We start from the raw sequence: 18,069 nt of genomic DNA, 5'->3' as shown, positions 1-18,069 counted from the left end.
CCTCCTGCAGGCGGCCGAGGAACTCCTCCAGCTGGTCCTGCGACGCCAGCCGGCGCGCCGAGATGTGCGGCACCGGGATGAACCCGAGATCCTTCACGGCTTTGGACGCCGTGACCCGCATCTGAAGGTCCTCGTTGCCCAGGAACGTCACGTTGATCTTCGTCCCCTGCGGGATGACGGATGCCGCTTCGTGCAGACCGGGGACATCCTTCCCCGTCATCTCCAACGAGAAGCCCTCGACCAAATCGACGGTCGTTTCCGGCCTCATGGATCGTCTCGGCTGCGCCACGGGACTACCGGTCGCGATAGGTCGTGCGGGCGAAGTCGCTCAGCGGTGCCGGTGCGACAACGGCACGGATGCGACATTGCCGGTGCGGTTCGACCGAGGGCTTTCGCGAGACCGGGTCCTCACCCCAGAGAACTTCGACCTCGGCTCCGTCCGCGATGGATTCCTCGACCGTGGCGAGCGAGACGAAGAGCGAGTCATTGACGAGATGACCGGCGTCGGTCGAGATCCCCACGCACTCGTCCTCAACGAGCACCGTGTCGTACTGGTGATACGCGTACCGCGCCTTGGGGAATTCGATCCACTTCGAGGGCAGTCCGCTCTGGAGGTGAGATCGCATCGCGTCGGCGACGTCATCCGGATCCCAGATGAGAGTGACTTTGCGCCGCGTGGCGTGCTCCGTGCGCCGCTCGAGCGCAGCACGACCGACGAACTCGTGATCGAACTTGACGTGTCGGCCGTATCCCAGTTCTGCGGGAGTGAGGTAGTAGTCCTCGATACGATCGCTCTGGAAGGAGCCACCGAGTGAACCCACTCGGCTGGACGGCAGCCACTGTCGGTAGGCTGCCATCTCCGGTCCGAAGATGGCCGGGACCGGCGTGGGGATCCATCCCGCTTCGAGGGGCGTGCTCCCGTATGCTCGTGCGCCAACGGCCTGGACGCCGAATCGCGCGCCACCGTTCATGATCGCCTCGCGAACCGCGAGACCGTCCTCCCATGGACCAAAGAGCTCGAAGCCTGGCTGGCCCGCCATTCCGTGTCGAAGCGCGCGCACCTGCCGCCCCGCGATCGTGAAGTCGGTCATGTGGAAGAACTTCACTGACGGGACGGCGGTACCCGTGAGCGCGCCGATCAGGTCAAGCGCCCTCGGGCCCTGCAACTGAAACCGGTACAGCTCAGGATCGCCGTCTCGGACGAGCGCGTTGCCGTCCAGGCGATAGGCGACGTTCAAGGACGACTGTTCGATGTTGTAGCGAACCCAATCCACAAGGCTGTGCTGACCGACCAGATCGAAGCTGTTGTCGCCGAGATAGAACAGGATGCCGTCGCCGATGACATATCCATCGATATTGACACCGACGAACTGCTTGGCGATGCCGGGACGGAACCCCGCGAAGCTGTTGACCGCGAGCCCGCTGAGCAGCTGTGCGGCGTCGGCGCCTTCGACGAACAGGTTGGTCATGTGCTGCGAGAGGTCCATCAAGGCGACGGTCTCTCGCCATGCGTGCTCCTCGGTCCTCCAATTGGAGAACTCCGCCTCGATCGGAAAGATGAATGCGGGGAAGTCGTTGTTCCGCATGAGCGGAACGATTCCTCCTGCTTCGGCGATGGCATCGTCGATGCTGTTGGTCGCAGCGAAGATCTGGGTCAAGATGAGCTCCTTTGCTCTGGCGCGCTGACCGCGCGGCTGGCTCGCTCCAAAGTATGAGCATTCGATTGCGCATTGACAACGACTTCCCTTTCATGCGTAACTGCAAGCCAAACCTGCGAGGGGAGGCACCGCGTGGCGCGATCGTCGGACGGCGTATCGGCGCTGACCCGAGTGCTCAGGATCTTGGATGTCTTCACAGTCGACACGCCCTTTCTCACGGTCTCGGAGATCGCGCGTCGGACTGGGTACCCGATCTCATCCACGCACCGCATGGTGCAGGAGCTCACCGGGAACAGTCTCCTCGAGCACGTCGAGCGGAACCGGTATCGGTTGGGCAATCGGCTGTGGGAGTTGGGCTCGAAGACGCCTGGGTCGCTCGGGCTCCGAGAAATCGCACAGCCGTTCATGGCCGAGTTGCACCGCCGGGTCGGGCAGCACGTTCAACTGGCGGTGCTCTACGGCGTCGACGGGCTTATCGTCGAACGCATCTCGGCGCAGGATGCGGTTGTCAACGCGGCCGTCGTCGGCGGGCGTATGCCGCTTCCGCACACCGCGACCGGGCTCGTACTGCTAGCGCATGCTCCAGACTCCGTCATTGCCGAAGTGCTGCAGGTCGGATTGGATCCTCCGAGCAGTCGGGCCATTCAATCGGCCGCCGAACTCGCCGCCGCACTCCGATCGACGAGGCAACGCGGATTCGCCGTCGCCGATGGTTTCATCTACCCCGGATCGGCGGGGCTCGCCGCGCCGGTCCTTGGGCCTGATGGTCGAGTCGTCGCCGCACTCGGCGTCGTCATCCCGAGCGACCTCGTGGCCAGAGACGCGCTGTCGCGCGCGATCCAGCAGGCCGCGAGGGGCGTCTCGCGGGGTTATGTCCGTGCGTACTTGCCACCCGGGCACCCGGACGCGCGGCCTGGTGGGCCGTGGCGCTATCTAGTGAACTCGTCCGTTCTGTCGATGCGATATCTGGAGAGGCGATCCATCGACCAGCCCAGCGCCGACTGAGCGCACTCGGCCAGGCGAGTTGGGACGGTGCCTCGTCGATCCGATCGTGACGGTTGCGAAATCGATTGCGCTCGCATAGCGTATTGCTGTCAGCACGACCGGGATGGGTTCAAGGATGAATGACGACGCGCTCGACCTGCTCGCGCTCATTGAGCGCCCGCCTCCGTTGGGGGGAATGGGCTTTCGCAACCGCGCCGGCCGCACCCAGTCGATCTGGAGAGACGCGGATCCTGGTACGGGGATCGTCGGCAGGCGCATCGTGCACGCGCGGACGATGCAACTGGCAGGTCCCGCGCAACTCCGGCGGTTGGGCGTCCGGCCGGGGCGCGGCTACCACAAGTGCGGCAGTGACGACCAATGGGACTGGGTGCGCGCCTTCCGCCTCACGGCGCACGCGGGTGGTCAGTGGCAGACGGTCCTGGACATCCGGGAGATGCCCACCCCGAGCGGTTCTTACGCCCCTCCGCTCTGGTACGACTTGGGCGGTTTGTCGGCTTCCGCCGCCATCATCGAGGTCCTCCAATGTGGGCTGGACGATCAGTGGACGCCATGGAACCTTGCCGACGACGCGTTCGAATTGATCGGTGCCCGACCGCCCGTCCCGACGCAGCGTGAGCGAAGACTGGCCAACCGTGGTGTGACTCTACAGCTCTTGCCGTCCGGGGTTCACGCAGAGGAACGGCCCGGTGAGGTGAGGTACCGGACTGCGGGGTACGAAGTAGGATTCGCACTCGGGCGTGCGGGCTTCAGCTATCTGGCTCTCGACGACGAGGCTGCGGGGTCGACCATGCGTGACCTTCTCCATCGCGCGCCCGGCATCGACCTGCAGGGAATCATGCTTCATCCTGTCGGTGGGTCGTCGCTGGTCGGGCCGGCGCTGCGCTGTGATGTCGAAGGCCACGTTCGGGTCGAAGGGAACCGGGTTCGCTACGAGGTGTCCGTGCCCGGCGCGGCCCAGCGCTTCACGCTTGACTGGCGAATGTACGCCGATCGGATCGAGCTCGTCGCGGAGCGCGAAGGCGAGAGGTCGATCGAAGCGTGGGAGAGCGCAGCCTGGCAGATCGCCTTCGATCCGCGCACCGCGGCGACCGCCACATTGGGCCGTCCGCGCAAGGAGGGACGCACGGGACTGCTCGAGCTGCCGGTACTCCTGCACGCGCCCGGTCACGGAAGCATCCGGGTCATCGGTCACGGTGCAACGGCCACGTGGCGTTCTGACGCCGACCGCCCGAACTCCTGGCTGACCGGGGAGCTCAAGCTGGGCGAAACGCCTACTGATCGAGGCACCACCATCCTGGAGCCAGGCAGCCATCGGTGTGCCGTGACCTGGTTGATGGCGGGGCATGGGATCGAGGCGGACCAGAGCGCTCCGGCGCCTGTGGCCCGAGCGATGCGGCGCGCGGCGATTACAGGACTGTCCTACCGCGCAGATACTGGCACCTTGAGCAACAACAGCATCTCCATTCATTGTCCGATGAGCATGGACACGTGGTCTGCGCTCGCGACGTCATACGGGGAGGTCATGCCTGGGCTCGACGCCGTCGAGCTCTTGCGCGACTCCCTCGAACGATGGCTGGACGGCGGGCCGGGGTACGGCTCCGGCACGATGCGCGATCGCTCGCAGCTTCGGCCCGCGGAGGACGAGTACCTCATCAGCGGGGTCGGAACGATGCTGGGGCTCGGCGAGTATCTGGATCACAGCCGGAACTCAGTCTGGTTGCGCCGCTACTCCGGCCGCATCAAGCAGAAGCTGGAACAGCTTGCCGCTCGAGATCTCGACGGCGACGGCCTGATCGAGAGCCCGCACCGACGCGGCGTGAGTGGCGACCACGACTGGAGCACCAACTGGTATGACGTCGTGTCATTCGGCTGGAAGGACGCCTACGTCAACGCGCTCCTCTTCAGGGCGCTCACGCTCCTGGGTGAAGTGCTGCCCGAACTCGGCGCACCCGAGCTCGCGGTGGGTATCGCCGCGTGGTGCGCGAAGCTGCGCGATGCCTTCGGACCGACATTCCTCAACCCGGATACCGGTTGGATCGCTGGATGGCGCAGCGCGGACGGTCGGTTGCACGACTATGCATTCCTCGCGGTGAATGGAGCGGTTGCCAACAGCGGGGTGCTGTCGGCGGACGCATCACGTCAGATCATCGGAGCGCTGTGGGAGGAGTACCGACGCGTGGGCGAGCCTGATGCGCGGCTCGGACTGCCCAACAATCTCTGGCCGATTCCGGACGAGGATCTTACCGAGCCGATGCAGGGATTTCCCCACGGGTTCTACCTCAACGGCGCGTTGTCGCACTCGCAAGCACGGCACTTCGTCGAAGCCCTCTCTCGTGTCGGCATGATGCCGGAGGCCGAGAGATTGCTGGGCGCCCTGTGCGAGACGCTCGCGGACGGAACCGCGTTCGGCGGGTCGCAGACGGGCGGGGACTGGCGCTACTGGGATGGCGCCCAATGCGGCTACGAAGGTCTGCTCACGGAGCAATTCGGCGTCATGGCACTGGCCATCGAGCGGCACCGCCTACGGGGATGATCGCAACACATGTGGCGAAGGTGCACATCGTGAGCCGCACCGACCAGGTTAGGGAGTGAGATGCAGGATTGGCGTGGCCGAATGCTGGCCAGAGTCGAGAGGGTCCTACGCGACGACATTCGTCCGTCGCTGTATCGGCTCCGAGACACCGTTCCGCTCTCTGCATGGGAAGCTCCTGGCGAGCCGGTGGCCGTAGGGGTCGCTCTCGCGGAGCGGTACTCGCCGCTGGGAGAGGGCGATGCATGGGGGCGCGCCTGGGGAACGACCTGGTTCCGGCTCGCGGGCACGGTGCCCGCTGCGTGGCGGGTGCACGATGACGAGTTGCTCGAGCTCTCGATCGACATCGGCTTCACCGATGGGCGTGCCGGCTTTCAGGCAGAGGGTCTTCTCTGGGACGCGGCGGGTCGCGTCCTCAAGGGCATCGAGCCATTGCAGCGCAACTTCGCGATGCCCGAAGGTCCCGGGGACGCCTTCGTCTACTACGTCGAAGCCGCCGCCAACCCGGACATCGCGCAGGACTTCACGTTCGTCCCGACGACGCTGGGGGATCAGAGCGCGGCGGGCGCCGAGCATCTCTACCGGCTCGGGCCGATCGAGGTGGGGATTCGGCACATGCCGACATGGCACCTCGAGCAGGATCTTCGCGTGCTCGCGGGCCTCGCGAGTGGGTTGACCGCGACAGGCGCACGGCGGGACAGCATCCTCATGGCGGTGGAACGAGCCCTCAACGTCATCGACCCGGACGACGTGAGGGGAAGCGCCGGCAGGGCGCGCAGGGAGCTCAGTCCAGTTCTCACGCAGCCGGCTCACGCCTCGGCGCACCGCATCCATGCCGTCGGCCATGCGCACATCGACAGCGCGTGGCTCTGGCCGGTGCGAGAGACCAGGCGCAAGGTGGCGCGCTCGTTCGCGAACGTGCTCGCGCTCATGGAACAGCACCCGGATCTGACGTTCGCCGCGAGCTCGGCCCAGCAATACGCCTGGATCAAGACCGACTATCCCGAGCTCTACGAGCGCGTCAAGGGGAGGGTGGCTGAAGGTCGGTTCATCCCGGTAGGCGGGCAGTGGGTGGAGCCGGACTGCAACCTGCCCAGCGGCGAATCGATGGCGCGGCAGTTCATCGAGGGAAAACAGTTCTTCATTCGCGAATTCGGAGTCGAACCACTGGAGGTCTGGGTGCCGGATTCCTTCGGCTACAGCGCATCGCTTCCTCAGATCGCGGCGGCCGCCGGCTCGCGGTACTTCCTCACACAGAAGATCTCTTGGAATGAGACCAACGTCTTTCCTCATCACAGTTTCCTCTGGGAAGGAATCGATGGCACGCGGATGTTCACCCACTTCCCGCCCGCAGACACGTATCACGCCCACGTCAGCGCGCAGGAGCTGCTCCTGGCAGAATCGCAGTTCGCCGACGGCGGGCGAACGAACGTATCGCTGTTGCCGTTCGGGTGGGGCGATGGAGGCGGTGGCCCTACGGAGGAGATGCTGGCGTCGGCGGCGAGATTCGCCGATCTGGAGGGCGCACCTCGTGTGTCGCTTTCCACGCCGTCGCAATTCTTCGCTGACGCGACCGCCGACGACGATGATCTACCGGTGTGGGTCGGTGAGCTGTATCTGGAACGCCATCGGGGAGTATCGACCACACAGGTTGCGCTGAAGCGCGGAAATCGCCTTGCCGAGCGGCTGCTGCGCGAGGCGGAACTGTGGTGCACGGTGGCGACCGTCCGTGCCGGGCTCCCATATCCAGCAGAGGATCTGAGCAGGATCTGGCAGGCGGTGTTGCTCCTTCAGTTCCACGACATCCTCCCCGGTTCGTCGATCACCTGGGTCCATCGCGAGGCAGCCGGGCAGTATGCCGCCTTGCACGCGGAGCTGGAGAATCTCATCGACGCCGCGGCACGTCATGTCATGGGGCGAGGCGGCAAGACCGCGCATCTGAATGCGGGGCCGCTGCCCCTGGAAGGTGTACCGGGGTTGGGTGCGGTCACCGCCGGAGACCCCGCGCTCGAGCGAGGCCGCGGCCCGCATGCGGACCGGCTCTCCACTGGCGATACGTTACTCGAGAACCATCTGCTGCGCGTCGTGATCTCTTCTGAGGGGGCGATCACCTCGCTGATCGACCGGCAGAGCGAGCGAGAGATCATCCCACCAGGCTCGGCTGCCGGGGAGCTTCGGCTTCACCATGACACGCCGACGACATGGGACGCGTGGGATCTCGACAAGCACTATCTGGCTCGCGCGATCGAGCCGGATGGGAGTGTCGACGTGTCGATTCTCGAGATCGCACCCGGCGTGCCCGCCGTGGTGATCACTCGCGACATCGGCGCCTCTTCGGCCCGGATCGAGTATCGACTGAGCCCCGTCGAAGCGAGACTGGAAGTCTCGATCGATCTCGACTGGCGCGAGGACGAGAAGCTGCTGAAGTACATGCTGCCTCTCGACGTGCACGCCGATCGGGTCGCGACCGAGGTGGGGTTCGGGCACGTCTATCGCCCAACGCACACGAACACCTCGTGGGAGGAAGCGCGCTTCGAGGTCGTGGCCCACCGGTGGCTGCACGTCGGCGAGCCCGGCTATGGCGTGGCGCTGGCGAACGAGGCGACCTACGGCTACAGCCTCTCGCGCGAGGCTTTCGGGGAGTCCGTCGGCACGGTGATCGGGATTTCTCTCGCGCGGGCCCCCCGCTACCCCGATCCTGAGTCGGACCGTGGTCACCACCACTACCGGTTCGCACTTCGGCTCGGCGCCGGCATCCCCGAGGCGGTCTCCGAGGGGTACCGCTTGAACGTGCCCATCCGCGAGGTGCGGGGCGTGGAGACCGGCGACATCGATCCCCTCCTTCGCGTCGATGCGCCCGGAGTCGTCGTGGAGGCCGTCAAGCTCGCCGACGACGGGAGCGGCGACGTCATCGTGCGGCTCTACGAGTCGTACGGGAATCGCGCTCGGTGTTCCCTCACCACGGCATTCGATGCGGGCTGGGTGACCGAGTCTGACTTGCTGGAGCGGCCGGCCGAACCACGGGTGGTGCTCGGCGAGCCGGCCGACGGACGGGTCGATCTGGAGCTGCGGCCGTTTCAGCTCGTCACACTCCGGATCGCGCGAGGGAGAAAGCGATGATCACCATCACTCATGTCGATCTGCGAGTCGCCCCTGTTCGCACACGGCTGCCATTCCGATATGGGATCGCCGAGATGACTGGCGCGCCGCACGTCGCCGTCGAGGTGCGGATTCGTGATGGCCAAGGCCGAGAGGTGAATGGCTGCGCATCTGAGCATCTCCCTCCGAAGTGGTTTACCAAGAACCCGCACACCTCGTTCTCAGAGGATCTCGCCAGCATGGTCGAAGTGGTCGAGAAGGCGGCGGCATTGGCATCCGGGTTGCACGCGCCTGACGCTTTCCAACTCTGGCGCTTGCTCGACTCCGCCCAGATGCAATGGGCAGAGATGCATGGCGTTCCCGGACTACTCGCGGGACTGGGGACCTCGCTCGTGGAGCGGGCAATGATCGACGCCGTATGCCGGGCCCTGGGAAGTCCCTTCCCTGTCGCGCTTCGCAGCGGCGCGCTGGGCTTCGACCCGGCGAAGATTCACGACGAACTGGAGGGTATCCGTTGGCAGGCTCTCTTCCCCGACCGGCCCGCTACATCGATCGCCCTGCGGCACACGGTGGCGCTGGCGGATCCGCTCGACGCGGCTGACGTCGAAGACCGTCCTGGTGACGATCTCCCCGTGAGTCTGGAGTCGGTCCTTGTCTCGCACCGTGTCCGCTACCTGAAGGTGAAGACCACCGGTGACCCCGTCGTGGATCGGGATCGACTCGCGACGATCTTCCGTCTCTGCGAGAAGGCCTCGATCACCCCGCGACTCACGATCGATGGAAACGAGTCCATGCGCGATGGTGACGGCCTCATGTCCTGGATCAGCACTCTGTTGCTCGACCCTGGCATCGGCGGATCGTTGCGCGAGAGCCTGGTTGCTGTCGAACAGCCGCTTCACCGGGACGTGGCCTTGACCACGGAACTGGCGGCCACTCTTGCAACCCTGGCGGAGGAGGGCGTGGCCGTGATCGTCGACGAATCCGATGACGACGTGCATGCAGTGAGGCGAGCAATGGATCTGGGTTATGCCGGGGGCACCTATAAGGGATGCAAGGGCGTGTTCCGCGGGTTGGCGAATGCTGCGCTCGTCACACATCGAGGCCGGCTCGGCCACCGCACGCTCCTGACCGCGGAGGACCTGTCGACTCTCCCCCCGCTCACCGTCGCGCAGGATCTCGTCGTCGCTGCCACAATGGGCCTCGAGCACGTGGAGCGGAACGGGCAGCACTATTTCGGCCGGATGGCCCCGCTCTCCCCGGATGTCGACGATCTAGCCGTCTCGGCGCATCCCGACCTGTATCAGCTGGGCTCCGATGGCCGAGCACAGCTGCGCATCTCGGACGGGATGTTCTCAATCGGAAGCATCCTGGATGCGCCGTTCGGCTTCGCTCCCGAACTGGACATAACTGGACTTCAGGAACTCAGCATCGAGTCTGCCCGCGCCGCGATCTGACCGGATGGGCGCCGACCGACCGCTGCACAAACGGTTGTGCGCACGCATTGACTGTGCTTGGATCACTTTCATCTGAGTTTCGACAAGGTGGTCGTCTCGCCCGTGCAACAGTCGAATCGGACGGCTCGCGTCGTCGCCGCCCGCCTGAGAGAGGATGTCAGCGCATGGCTCGCCTCAAGGATGTCGCGGCGCTGGCGGGTGTGTCCCCGAGCGTGGCCTCTCGAGTCCTCAACAACGACACGCGAGCCCGGATCAACGACAACACGCGTCAGCGCGTGATCGATGCCGCGGCCGAACTCCGATACGTGCCGGACCATCGTGCCCGCGCGCTGCGTCTGTCGCGAGCGGACGCCATCGCCCTGATCGTCCCCGAGGTCAACAACGCGATCTTCTCAAGCCTGCACCAAGGCGTGCAGTCCGTGGCGCATGAGCGAAACTCCGCGGTGTTCCTCGCGCAGTTCGACGCCGAGACCGCTGACGCGAACGCGCTTGCGCAACTCATCGGCAATGGGCGTGTCGACGGCGTCATCGTGCAGCGCAACGAGCACTTCACCGACGATGATCTGATCGCCGCCATCCAACTCGATGTTCCCGTCGTGCTGGTCAACACTCGGCTCGATGGCCACGCGGGATCTGTCGCACTGAATGATCGAGAGGCGGTCGCGATCGCCGTCACGCACCTGGTCGAGCTGGGTCATCAACGGATCGGGTTCGTCGCTGGTGCGCCTCGTCACGATGCCGCGACGCGGCGGCTTGAAGGCTTTCGGGATGCGATGACGGAGGTCGGTCTGGCTGCTTACGAAGAGTGGATCGCGCCGGCGGGGTGGGAAGCGCCGGCGGGCGCGGCGGCAACGTCCGGGCTGCTGAAGTTGGCCGCTCGTCCCACCGCCGTCGTCACAGCCAGTCTGAACACTGCCATCGGCGCGATGCGTGCCGCGCACGACGCCGGGATCCACGTGCCTCGCGATCTGAGCATCGTCGCGGTGCAGGATGCGTGGATGTCGGAGTACACCGTGCCTCGGCTCACGACTGTCGCCATGCCGATGCGCGAGGCGGGGGCCCGGGCTGCGAGCATGCTGCTGGACCACCTCGGTGGCGTTCCGCTCAGCGACGAGCTGGTCGCTGAGCCCCACCCTCAGCTCATGATCCGCGAATCAACGACGGCGCCCATCGGCGGCGCCCCTTCGAGCCGGGCGACGTAGCTGCGCGACGTTTTTCGTTCGATCAGGGCTCGAGCACTTCGCAGACGAGTTCGGGATCGATCGACCCATCGAAGCATGCGATGCGATGCGAAAGAGCCATGGATTCGCCCGCTGCGAGCAAGAGCCCTTCGTCGTAGGCGACAGCGAACCCCGCGAGGGGGAATGGATCGAACCGGTAGAGGAACCTGCGGGAGCCGGGATTCGTAGCCGGGCCCTGGTGGAGACCGACCGTCACCGACTCGCCAGAGGCAGTGCGTCCATCGATGACCAACGTCCTGGCTCTCACCCCGGACGCGGTGACGGGCTCGCCGTCGCCGGTGAGACGAGCCGCCGCGAATCCCTCTGCGAAGCGAAGGAACCATCCTCCGTACCCGCCATCCGGCCGGCCGCGCTGGGCGGGTGTTTCGAGCCGGAGCTCTTGATCGGTCGCATTGGTGAGCACCGTGTCCATTTGCAGGAGCCAGCCCTCGACATCCTGCACGCGGACGAGGCGGAGGCGGTGGGTGCGCTCTTCCTGCAGGAGCTCGGTGCCGTCACTGCCGAGCCACCCGATCCGGTGGGTGAACCGCCCCGCCGTGGTGTCGATTTCGGTCCAGGATTCGTGGCGGATCTGCCCGTGGTCGTCGGTCGCGACGTATCCGCGCTCCGGGCCGAAATAGGTCCCGCCTCCCCACATGTTGTGCGCCCCGACACGTGGCATCGCGAACTGAAGTCCGTGATGCCACGGATGGTCCGACGGTGCGAACCCGCTGATGACGCGGCCGCCGAGCGTTCGCAACGGGTGAATGTACGGTTTCGGCGTGTTCACGGCATCGATGGAGTCATCGTCGACCCGGTAGTCGCCGATCGTGCGGTCGCGGAGGACGAGCTGGAGATCTTCGTCGTGTCGGATGAGGCCGATGTCAGTCATGAACGATCGCCCGCTTCCTGTCGGGGCCGGCTGCGTCGAGCGCATCGTAGAACGGATCCCCCTGCACGATCTCGCCCCGTGCGATCGACCTCTCCGTCGCGGAGCTCTTGTAGAGCGCGGTGAGCAGCTCGAGCGTGCTCCTGGCGTCGACGGCCGTCACATCGGGCCTACGTCCTTCTCGCCAGGCTGCGAGGATGCCGCGGAGTTGTGCGCGATGCGCATTCACCTGAAGGGGAGGCTCGGGTTCTGGCCAGTCTTCGATGATCCGTGTCACACCTTCGTCGTCCAGCTGGCGAACGCTCCATTCGTCTTGTTGAGGGAGATACAGGGTGTCGAGGCCGAGCGTGGCCCTTTCTGTCGTGACCTGTAGGTGAGTCTCTTGGCGGCTGCTGAGGACCGTCGAAAGGAGTGATGCGATAGCGCCGGATTGGAAGCGCACCACGGCTGCAGATGCGTCCTCGACTTCGATCGGGCGGGCGAGGGTGTCCGCGACGCCGGACACCGTTGCCCAGTCCCCGCCCATGAGCCACACGAGAAGATCGATTGCGTGGTAGGCCTGAGTCGTCGTGGCACCTCCGAACTCGGTGCGGAACTTGCCGCGCCACGGAATGTTCCAATACTCCGGACCTCGATACCAGTTCGTATGCGCGACGCCGATCAGAGGGCGCCCCCAGCGGCGGTCCCGAAGCGCAGCGTAGGCCTGTTGCGAACCACCGGCATAGCGGAACTGCGAGACGCCGACGCACCAGCGACCGGTTTCTCGCTCCGCGGCGATGATGCGGTCGGCGCTGGCGAGGGAGCCGGTGAGCGGCTTCTCGCAGTAGGCCCACGCACCCGCACGCATCACCTCGATCGCCATCGCCTCATGTAGGTGGGGCGGGGTTGCCAGAGCAACGACATCGGGTCGCTGCGCCGCCAGCATCTCCCCGATGCCGCTGTAGAGATCGGTGCAGCCGAATCTGTTTCCCGCTTCGGCGCGCCGGTCGGCGTCGAGATCGACGATTGCGACGAGCTGCGCCTCATCGCCGAGCGACTGGACTGCGGGGAGGTGCGCCGCGGCTCCGATTCCGCCCGCCCCGACTACAGCGACGCGTGCCGCCTTTTGAGAAGTCATGTTGCTCTCAGCCTTTCAAGCCTGTTGTGGCAATTCCCGACGTGAGGTACTTCTGGCCCACGAGGAAGAACCCGAAGAGTGGGCCGAGAGAGAGGACTGCCATCGCAAACATCGGGCCCCACGCGCTGTCGCCGCTGGCATCGAGGAAGGCGTTCAATCCCAGCGGGACCGTGTAAAGACGCGGATCCTGGAGATAGAGAATGGGGCCCAGGAAGTCATTCCACGTCCAGATGAAGGTGAAGATCGCCGTGGTGGCCAGCGCGGGCATGGTCAAAGGCAGAATGATGCGCCAATACGTCTGCCACGGCCCTGCCCCGTCGACCTTCGCAGCTTGGTCGAGTTCGCGAGGAAGCCCTCGGAGGAATTGCACCATGAGGAAGACGAAGAACGCGTCGACCGCGAGGAACTTCGGTACGACGAGTGGAAGGAAAGTATTCACCCACCCCAGTTGCGAGAAGAGGATGTACTGCGGGACGAGCAGGACGTGCTGGGGAAGCATGAGCGTGGCCAGCATCGCGGCGAAGAGGATCTTTCTCCCACGGAACTCCATGCGGGCGAACGCGAAGCCCGCGAGAGAGCAGGCGAACATGTTTCCTACGACCGATAATCCCGCGACCACCGTCGAGTTCAGGAAGTACGTGCCGAACCCGATGCCGGAGCCTCGCCAGCCCTGCTCGTAGTTCTCGAGGGTCACAGGGTTCGGGATGGGACTGACCTCGGTGAAAATGAACTGGCTCTCCTTGAAGGACGCCCCGAGCATCCATATGAGCGGATAGAGCATCAGGAGCCCGAAGCCGACGAGCATCAAGTGGGCGAGGGGGTTGCGCCTCCGTTCTCGATGGCCGCGCGAGCGGCCGGGGCGTTTTCCTCGCGCGCTGCGGGGAACGGTCAGCTGTTCAGTCGTCATAGTGCACCCAATACTTCGACAGCCAAAAGTTGACGGCGGTCACGATCGCGATGAAGAAGAAGAGCACCCAGGCCATGGCGCTGGCGTAACCCATCTCGAAGTTGGTGAAGCCCTTCTGATACAGGTAGAGCGTGTAGAACAAGGTCGAATTCACCGGCCCGCCTGTCCCGCCGGAAACGACATAGGCGGGCGTGAAGGCCTGAAACGCCCCGATCAGCTGCAGGACCAGGTTGAACAGCACGACGGGTGTCAACATGGGGAGGGTGATATGCCAGAACGCGCTCCACTTGGACACGCCATCCACGGCGGCTGCTTCGTAGAGGTACTCGGGAACTTGACGTAGGGCTGCGAGAAAGATCACCATCGGCGATCCGAACGTCCATATGTTCAGAATGATGAGCGTCCCCAGCGCAGTCTCGGGGTTGCCGATCCAACTCTCCCCAGTGATGCCGAACCAGGCGAGTACTTGGTTGATGAGGCCGTTCTTTCCGAACATCTGACGCCACAACACGGCAATCGCCACGCTGCCACCGATGAGGGAGGGCAGGTAGTACACCGATCTGTAGATAGCCAGTCCCCGCAGACCGCGGTTCAGCGCGACGGCAAGGAGCAGCGCGAACGCGAGTTGCAGCGGCACCGAGACGAAGACGTACACCAGCGTGACGCGCACCGACTCCATGAACTTGGGGTCGGACGTGAACATCTCAATGTAGTTGTCCAGGCCTACCCACTCAGCCGATCCGAGCAGACTGAAGTCCGTGAACGAAAGGTAGAACGAGTACAGCATCGGGCCGAGTGTGATGACGAAGAACCCGATCAGCCACGGAGTGAGGAAAAGGTACGGCGCGAGCTTCTCGCGGCGGACCGCGCCTCGAAGCGACTTCGCCGACAAGGGTGGGCGGGTTCCGCCTCCACCCCCTGGGGAGTCGTACCCCGAGCGCGCGGACGAACGCGCATCGCCGCCGTCCGTGCGCTCGGGGGTGTTCACGATCTGTCTCATCGATTCAGCTGAGCTCTGCCTCGGCTTGGGCCAGGAACTGCGACGCCGCATCGCTCACGCTGATCTGCCCGAACTGGATCTGTTGCGCGAACTCACTGAAGAGAGTGTTGACCGCACCAGAGCCGGCAGGCGCCGGAACGGGAGCCGGCGAGCCGTCCTCACGGACGGAGCCATAGATCTCAGCTGCGGCGGTTGCCGGCCCACTCAGATCGGCCGTGGCGGCTTCGAAGACGTCCTCGTTGGAGGGGAAGCCGCGGTCGGTTCCGAGGATGGCGTTGGCTTCTGCATCATTCAGCAGGAAGTTCACGAGCCGTGCAGCTGCCTCGGGGTGCTCTGTCTGAGCCGAGACGGTGAGATTCATCGCCGCACGAAGATATTGACCCGGCGTCGGGGTCTCGCTGGGCATCCGCGCGATGGTCAGCTCATCCGGTGTGCTGTCCGCGACCGATGCAAACTGATTGGTGAAGAGGAACGTCGAAGCGACCACGCCTTGCAGGACAGCGTCATAAGGTGTTCCGAGGTACTCCGTGGACACATCCGGGCTGGGGACGGCGCCACCGTCACGCATGTCCGCCCAGTACTGCCAATACTCTTCGAGCGTGTCCTGAGTGAAGCCGATGCCATCTGCGGTGAGGAATTCCTCGCCGTGCTGCTTGGCCCACACTTCGAACACCTGGTAGCTGTGCGAGAGGTCGAAGGTACCCCACATCGTGCCACCGCTGGCATCCGTGACCGCGGCGGAGTACTCCTGAAGGTCATCCCAGCTATAGCCGTCAGACGGAATCGGCACTCCAAACTCCGCAGATTTCGTCTCGTCGAATATGAATCCGTGCGTGTTCGACCCGAAAGTCAGTGCGGCCAGCTCGTCATCGACGGTGTTCATGTCTATGACGTCTTGTGGCCAGCCGGTGAGTGACAGCTCTCCCGCCTCCACGGCGTCGTTGAGGTCGTACAGCTGGCCACGGTCAGCGAACTCCACCAGGACCTCGTTGTACAGCTGAATGACATCGGGGGAGTTTCCACCGGCATACTGCGTCGTGATCTTGTCGAGGTATCCGTCGAATCCGCCGAAGTCACGAACGACGGTGATATTTGGGTTGGCCTCTTCGAATGCATCGAGGGCTTCGTTGGTGAGTTCGTGCCGTTCGTCACCGCCCCACCAGGTGAAGCGGATCTCGACCGGTGCGTCATCTGCAGGCTCGGATGAGCATCCAGCAAGACCGATTGCCAGCGCGGTGGCGGCCGCTCCGGCAAGGATCTGCGAGTTACGTCGTCTGTTCACTGTGTCTTCCTTCTCCTCGTTGAGAGTTGCTGAACACTCGCTGGATGCACTGCACGTGCCCCATAAAATCACTAGCACAATCGATTGCACAAGCGATTGAACCTCACTATAGGAGGAGGCGTATCTGTCCGTCAACGTCTCGGGGTGCTGGGCCGGCGAGGCCAGAATGGTGATCGCGCAGAATCCGACATGCGTCACCCGCCCGCCCGCCATAGCGTGGTCGAGGGAGATTTCGAATCATCTCCGACCTCGCTGTCGGATCGGTGCCACGCTCTTCGTTGTAAGGGTGAGAGGCGGCCGACGGGGCCGTCCTGAAGGAGGACGCAGATGGCGCAGTACGCGCTCATGGTGTGGGGCCCGAGCGAATACGGCGAGCACGGCAGCTATGCCACCCCCGAAGAGAACGCCGCCCAGCTGGAGGCGACCGGCGCCTTCAATGCCCGGCTTCGCGAAGAGGGACGGTTCGTGTTCGCGAACGGCCTCGCCGAGGCATCCGCCAGCACCGTCGTCGACGGCACAGGGCCGGCCCCGATCATCACCGACGGCCCGTACGTCGAGTCCAAGGAGCACATCGCCGGCTTCTGGATCGTCGAGGCCGACGATCTCGACGTGGCGCTCGCCCTTGCGGCGGAAGGGTCGCAGGCGTGCCGCCGCAAGATCGAGGTGCGGCCGGTGATCGGCGCGTGACCCAGGGTGCCCTCGTCGAGGCGGCACTCACTCGCGTCCATCGTGAGGAGTGGGCGAGGGTGGTGGCCTCGCTCGCACGGCGGTTCGCCGATCTCGACCTCGCCGAAGAGATGGCGGCTGAAGCGTTCGCCACGGCCGCGGAACGCTGGCCGAGCGACGGAGTTCCGCCCAACCCGGGTGCCTGGATCACGACGGCGGCCAACCGCAAGGCGATCGACCGCCTGCGCCGCGAGGCCCAGCGCGATGCGAAACACCGGGAGGCGCTCATGCTGCATGACGACACCCCCGCCGAGCCCGTGGGGGCGGTCGACGATGACCGCCTGCGCCTGCTCTTCATCTGCTGCCACCCTGCGCTCGCCATGGAGGCGCGCGTCGCGCTGACGCTGCGCATGGTCGGCGGTCTCACGGTCGACGAGATCGCCCGTGCCTTCCTCGTCGGCGAGGCGGCGATGAGCCGGCGCATCACGCGCGCGAAAGACAAGATCCGCACGGCGCGAATTCCGTACCGGATGCCGCAGGCGCAGGATCTGCCTGCGCGGCTGGACGGCGTGCTCGCGGTGCTCTACCTCGTGTTCAACGAGGGTTACCTTGCGACGGGAGACGCGTCGCAGCCGATCCGTCGCGATCTCACCTCGGAGGCGATTCGGCTCACGCGGTTGACGAGATCGCTGCTCCCGCGCGAAGGCGAGATCGCGGGTCTGCTCGCCCTCATGCTCCTGACCGAGGCGCGGGCGGCGACGAGGCTCTCGGAGTCGGGCGAGCTGGTGCGACTCGACGAGCAAGACCGGGGCTCATGGGATCGGGCGATGATCGACGAGGGGATCGAACTCGTGCGTGAGCGCCTCGACGTCGTGGCGCGCGGTGGAGGCGCGCCCGGCCGCTACCAGATCCTGGCCGCCATCAACGCGGTGCACACCTCGGTGCCCGACGCTCGCGACACCGACTGGTCGCAGATCGTCGAGCTCTACGACCAGCTGTCGCTGATCGATCCGAACCCGATCGTCGCACTCAACCGTGCGATCGCGCTCGCCGAGCTCGATGGTCCATCGGTCGGCCTCGGTGCGGTCGACCGGCTGGCGGACGACCTCGACGGCTATCACGCGTTCCACGCCGCGCGCGCGGACCTGCTGCGCCGGCTCGGCCGCTCCGGCGAGGCGCGCGAGGCCTACGACCGGGCGATCGACCTCGCCGGCAACTCCGCCGAGGTCGCCTACCTCACCC

The 18,069-nt window shown here is 65.2% G+C and carries 13 protein-coding genes and 1 pseudogene; 7 read left to right on the top strand and 7 right to left on the bottom strand.

Annotation, left to right across the window (positions count from 1 at the left end; genetic code table 11):
* Both ACLKM7_RS04715 and ACLKM7_RS04710 read right to left on the bottom strand, forming a co-directional pair.
* Positions 1 to 268, bottom strand: a pseudogene (locus ACLKM7_RS04715) (methylenetetrahydrofolate reductase); the annotation flags it as partial.
* Between the two features lie 25 nt (positions 269 to 293).
* Complete coding sequence (locus tag ACLKM7_RS04710; protein WP_436446005.1) at positions 294 to 1,658, bottom strand: aminomethyl transferase family protein; 1,365 nt, start codon at positions 1,656 to 1,658, stop codon at positions 294 to 296.
* 132 nt (positions 1,659 to 1,790) lie between these two features.
* Between ACLKM7_RS04710 and ACLKM7_RS04705 the strand changes: the two genes are divergently transcribed.
* The 5 genes from ACLKM7_RS04705 (at position 1,791) to ACLKM7_RS04685 (ending at position 10,948) form a co-directional block, all read left to right on the top strand.
* Positions 1,791 to 2,663, top strand: a complete 873-nt coding sequence (locus ACLKM7_RS04705) for an IclR family transcriptional regulator (RefSeq protein WP_436446007.1) — start codon at positions 1,791 to 1,793, stop codon at positions 2,661 to 2,663.
* A gap of 115 nt (positions 2,664 to 2,778) precedes the next feature.
* Positions 2,779 to 5,196 (top strand): hypothetical protein, encoded by a 2,418-nt coding sequence (locus tag ACLKM7_RS04700; RefSeq protein WP_436446004.1) that lies wholly within the window; start codon positions 2,779 to 2,781, stop codon positions 5,194 to 5,196.
* A 60-nt stretch (positions 5,197 to 5,256) separates the two neighbouring features.
* On the top strand, positions 5,257 to 8,313 hold the full coding sequence (locus ACLKM7_RS04695) for an alpha-mannosidase (protein WP_436446003.1): 3,057 nt from the start codon (positions 5,257 to 5,259) through the stop codon (positions 8,311 to 8,313).
* A complete protein-coding gene (locus tag ACLKM7_RS04690) occupies positions 8,310 to 9,746 on the top strand; it encodes a hypothetical protein (RefSeq protein WP_436446002.1) in 1,437 nt (478 codons plus the stop codon). The genes ACLKM7_RS04695 and ACLKM7_RS04690 overlap by 4 nt, the downstream gene beginning before the upstream one ends.
* 164 nt (positions 9,747 to 9,910) lie before the next feature.
* Positions 9,911 to 10,948 carry a LacI family DNA-binding transcriptional regulator gene (locus ACLKM7_RS04685; RefSeq protein WP_436446001.1) on the top strand — a complete coding sequence of 346 codons (1,038 nt, stop codon included), beginning with the start codon at positions 9,911 to 9,913 and terminating at the stop codon, positions 10,946 to 10,948.
* A gap of 22 nt (positions 10,949 to 10,970) precedes the next feature.
* Here ACLKM7_RS04685 and ACLKM7_RS04680 read toward each other — a convergent pair whose 3' ends face one another.
* The 5 genes from ACLKM7_RS04680 to ACLKM7_RS04660 all read right to left on the bottom strand — a co-directional run bounded on the left by ACLKM7_RS04680 (position 10,971) and on the right by ACLKM7_RS04660 (position 16,233).
* A complete protein-coding gene (locus ACLKM7_RS04680) occupies positions 10,971 to 11,858 on the bottom strand; it encodes a DUF6807 family protein (RefSeq protein ID WP_436446000.1) in 888 nt (295 codons plus the stop codon).
* Complete coding sequence (locus tag ACLKM7_RS04675) at positions 11,851 to 12,972, bottom strand: Gfo/Idh/MocA family protein (RefSeq protein WP_436445999.1); 1,122 nt, start codon at positions 12,970 to 12,972, stop codon at positions 11,851 to 11,853. The genes ACLKM7_RS04680 and ACLKM7_RS04675 overlap by 8 nt, the downstream gene beginning before the upstream one ends.
* A 7-nt stretch (positions 12,973 to 12,979) precedes the next feature.
* Entirely contained in the window at positions 12,980 to 13,879 is a 900-nt protein-coding gene (locus ACLKM7_RS04670) for a carbohydrate ABC transporter permease (protein WP_436445998.1), read from the bottom strand.
* Positions 13,869 to 14,771: a carbohydrate ABC transporter permease gene (locus tag ACLKM7_RS04665; protein WP_436446006.1), complete on the bottom strand. Its 903-nt coding sequence runs from the start codon at positions 14,769 to 14,771 to the stop codon at positions 13,869 to 13,871. Before ACLKM7_RS04665 ends, ACLKM7_RS04670 begins: the two co-directional genes overlap by 11 nt.
* A 112-nt stretch (positions 14,772 to 14,883) precedes the next feature.
* Positions 14,884 to 16,233 carry an ABC transporter substrate-binding protein gene (locus tag ACLKM7_RS04660; protein ID WP_436445997.1) on the bottom strand — a complete coding sequence of 450 codons (1,350 nt, stop codon included), beginning with the start codon at positions 16,231 to 16,233 and terminating at the stop codon, positions 14,884 to 14,886.
* 255 nt (positions 16,234 to 16,488) lie between these two features.
* On the opposite strand from ACLKM7_RS04660, the gene ACLKM7_RS04655 reads away from it, so the two are divergent.
* Both ACLKM7_RS04655 and ACLKM7_RS04650 read left to right on the top strand, forming a co-directional pair.
* Positions 16,489 to 16,848: a YciI family protein gene (locus tag ACLKM7_RS04655; RefSeq protein ID WP_436445996.1), complete on the top strand. Its 360-nt coding sequence runs from the start codon at positions 16,489 to 16,491 to the stop codon at positions 16,846 to 16,848.
* Positions 16,845 to 18,069 (top strand): RNA polymerase sigma factor (locus ACLKM7_RS04650; RefSeq protein ID WP_436445995.1); only part of this gene is annotated, 1,225 nt, incomplete at its 3' end. The genes ACLKM7_RS04655 and ACLKM7_RS04650, both read left to right, overlap by 4 nt.

This window comes from Microbacterium sp. I2 (assembly GCF_051364985.1).
Taxonomy (GTDB): Bacteria; Actinomycetota; Actinomycetes; order Actinomycetales; family Microbacteriaceae; genus Microbacterium.
The sequence above is the reverse complement of the archived record's forward strand: the minus strand, read 5'-3'. Positions and strand labels throughout refer to the sequence as shown.